Origin of the sequence: Aquabacterium sp. (assembly GCF_041915145.1) — a bacterium.
In the GTDB taxonomy this organism is placed as follows: Bacteria; Pseudomonadota; Gammaproteobacteria; order Burkholderiales; family Burkholderiaceae_C; genus Aquabacterium.
Genome location: NZ_JAYSBZ010000159.1, coordinates 1 through 2,583 on the forward strand (window position 1 = coordinate 1; position 2,583 = coordinate 2,583).

Genomic DNA, 2,583 nt, shown 5'->3' on the forward strand with positions numbered 1-2,583 from the left:
ATGGACATCCCCAATAAAAAATAGCCGACAATCAACGTCAATCCATAGACATTCATCTGATCGGCAAGAACTCTTTGTTTTCAAGGCTTTCCAACCATGTCCATGGCCTAGCAACACGCACGTCCACCGACATCCATGCGGTGTTACGCTGGACACGCGGCCCGCAGGGAATTCCCTCTGAACACGCGCGTTATCAACGACGTTCCGAGGTCCACATGCCCCACGCACAGAAAGCCGCCACCATCACCGCAGCCCAGCTGCGCCACCTGCTGCGCGTCACCGACGCCACGAGCCGCTACCCCGAGCGCGACCGCCTGGTTCTGCTGCTGGGCGTGACCTGTGCCATGCGGATCACCGAGATTGCCCGCCTGACCGTCGAGGACGTGCTGCTGCCCTCTGGCGCGGTGCGCGACGAGGTGTCGTTGCGGGCCTCGATCACGAAGGGTTGCCGGCAGCGGTGCGTCTTCCTGACCCACGACGACACGCGCCAGGCGCTGGATGCCTACATCGAGTGGCGCTGGGTCAAGGGCCATGCAACCGAGCTGGACCGGCGTAGGTATCGCGGCCTGGCCCCGGCCACACCCCTGATCGTCAGCCGGCGCGGCGCGGGCTTCAGCCTGAACAGAAAGCCCCGGGTGCTCGCGGGCGGGGAGCTGGAGGACTACTGGGCCTGCGATGCCTTGCAGGCGCACGTATCCGGCCTCTACCGGGCCGCTGGCCTGCAGGAGTGCTCAAGCCACACCGGCCGGCGCACGTTCGCCAATCGGCTGCTGGCGAAGGGCCACGAGCCCGAGACGATCCAGCAACTTCTCGGCCACGCCCACCTCGATCACACCGATGCCTATCTCGATGTGAAGGTCGAGGTTCTTGAGGCAATGTTTGCTGGCGCACTGTGATGTAATTCAGTCATACCAAAACGCTTGACAAACTAAAACGGTATGACCAAAATAGAGCCCATGACGAAAGCAGTTCGCGCCAAGCCGGGGCGGAAGCCGAAGCCGGAAGAGGACAAGGCGGTCAAGAAGACCGTGAGCCTGAAGCCGGCGACCTACGAGGGTCTGCTGGCGCTGGACCAAGGCGGATTGAGTCAGAGCATCGAGGCTCTGTACGAAGCCAGTTTGAAGCGGCGCAAGCGCGCAACCTGAGAGGAAACGACGCCATGCTGCATACCCCGTCCATCGCTCAGATGCGCTCGCGCATGAACTCCGCACACCGCCAGCTTCTCGAAGCTGCTCGGGACGGCGGTAGGGTGACTACGCCCAGCTATTCCGCCGCTCGCGGCTACATGACCGCTCGCGCTACTTTGGTGGGCTGGGGTTGCATTGACGGCGACCGGCTCACTGAAACTGGCGAGGCCTTGCTGCGCGCGTACCAGGCACGCCTGGCCAGCAACTGAACTAGGACACCAGGCATGGATCAGAAGCAATTTGAGTTTTCAAAAATCCACTGGAACAGGGTGACGGAGACTGGATTTCCCCCTAGGGAGCTGTGGGTCGTCGAAGTTAGGGGGAAGAAGATCCCGCGCGTCTTCGTGTGCCTGGTTGGCTATGCCGTGTGTTTGCGCATCGCCAGCGGCGATGAACGTGGATTCATGGACGAAGACGATATTTGCCAAGGTGAAGAAATTGAAGCCTGGGCAGTATTCGACAGCTTCTAGCCAGATCAGCACTGGCAACACCTGACACCGCGGAAAGAGCGCACACATGTCAAGCATCACTGACGAGGAATGGGACAGGCTCTGGCAGGCCGATCCGTTCGAAACGGCTAGGCTGCTGTGGCTGATCGACAAAGTCGACTGGCGAGGGCACGGCGACTTTCGGACTGAGATCCTGAACCTGCACCGCCTCGCCATGGACGTGTTCAACCAAGGCCGCCGCCAGCAGGTGGGCGAGCTCTTCGAGCTCGCCCTCGATCTCGATGAGAGGGTGCGCGACGAGCTGGGCGACCGCTTCGATCCTGTCAAGAGAGTCCTGTCCGACCTCACCGACCTTTGCCCAGAGAGCCTTTCTTACGACGACTCCGAGGGTTTGCGGGCCTCCGACTGACATCACTGGAACAGCAGCCATGCCAACGCTTCCAATCAACTGCCGCTGCGGAGCCACCGCCGAGGGGCCGTCCAAGGTGCCCAAGAATAATCTCTTCGTGGTTCGCTGTACCGCGTCTGGATGCCCTGCGATGGCCCAGGATCAGCGCCAGGCTGATGCCATTGAGCGCTGGAATGAAATGCAGACGCCGCCCGTGCCGCCGCTCGTCGTGGATGGCCGGGTGTTTATCGACAACCGGGCCGAGTACGACCCTGGGGTGATGGACGCAGCAGTTGCAGAAGCCAATGCCCAGCGCCAACAGATGAGCGCCGGCCACCCTTAACCATCGGAAACAGCCGACATGTCATTGAGCTTCACACCGCAGTTCCATACCGAGGTTCAGCCCGGCCAGTGGACGCGCGCAATCAACCCGTTGGCTCCATTCGGCCGCTACCCGTCGATGGAACAGGAGCAGAAGGCTTTCGCTGAAGCGAAGCAGATCGAAGCCGAAGGCGAGTCGGTCATCGTGATCGACTTCAAGCACTGACCGAGGAAAGGA

The 2,583-nt window shown here is 61.4% G+C and carries 7 protein-coding genes; all 7 read left to right on the forward strand.

Annotated elements, in window-relative coordinates; all coding sequences use genetic code 11:
* Positions 1-215 precede the first annotated feature (215 nt).
* The 7 genes from ACE3SS_RS15460 to ACE3SS_RS15490 all read left to right on the forward strand — a co-directional run bounded on the left by ACE3SS_RS15460 (position 216) and on the right by ACE3SS_RS15490 (position 2,571).
* The gene (locus tag ACE3SS_RS15460; RefSeq protein WP_374595473.1) at positions 216-896 is read left to right on the forward strand and encodes a tyrosine-type recombinase/integrase; all 681 of its coding nucleotides are present in this window, start codon (positions 216-218) and stop codon (positions 894-896) included.
* 60 nt (positions 897-956) lie between these two features.
* The gene (locus ACE3SS_RS15465; RefSeq protein ID WP_374595475.1) at positions 957-1,145 is read left to right on the forward strand and encodes a hypothetical protein; all 189 of its coding nucleotides are present in this window, start codon (positions 957-959) and stop codon (positions 1,143-1,145) included.
* A gap of 14 nt (positions 1,146-1,159) precedes the next feature.
* Positions 1,160-1,396, forward strand: a complete 237-nt coding sequence (locus tag ACE3SS_RS15470) for a hypothetical protein (RefSeq protein ID WP_374595477.1) — start codon at positions 1,160-1,162, stop codon at positions 1,394-1,396.
* A gap of 15 nt (positions 1,397-1,411) precedes the next feature.
* Positions 1,412-1,657, forward strand: a complete 246-nt coding sequence (locus ACE3SS_RS15475) for a hypothetical protein (RefSeq protein WP_374595479.1) — start codon at positions 1,412-1,414, stop codon at positions 1,655-1,657.
* Positions 1,658-1,703: 46 nt separating this feature from the next.
* On the forward strand, positions 1,704-2,045 hold the full coding sequence (locus ACE3SS_RS15480; RefSeq protein ID WP_374595481.1) for a transposase: 342 nt from the start codon (positions 1,704-1,706) through the stop codon (positions 2,043-2,045).
* A 130-nt stretch (positions 2,046-2,175) separates the two neighbouring features.
* Positions 2,176-2,367, forward strand: a complete 192-nt coding sequence (locus ACE3SS_RS15485; RefSeq protein WP_374595483.1) for a hypothetical protein — start codon at positions 2,176-2,178, stop codon at positions 2,365-2,367.
* Between the two features lie 18 nt (positions 2,368-2,385).
* Complete coding sequence (locus tag ACE3SS_RS15490) at positions 2,386-2,571, forward strand: hypothetical protein (RefSeq protein ID WP_374595485.1); 186 nt, start codon at positions 2,386-2,388, stop codon at positions 2,569-2,571.
* The last annotated feature ends 12 nt before the right edge of the window (positions 2,572-2,583 follow it).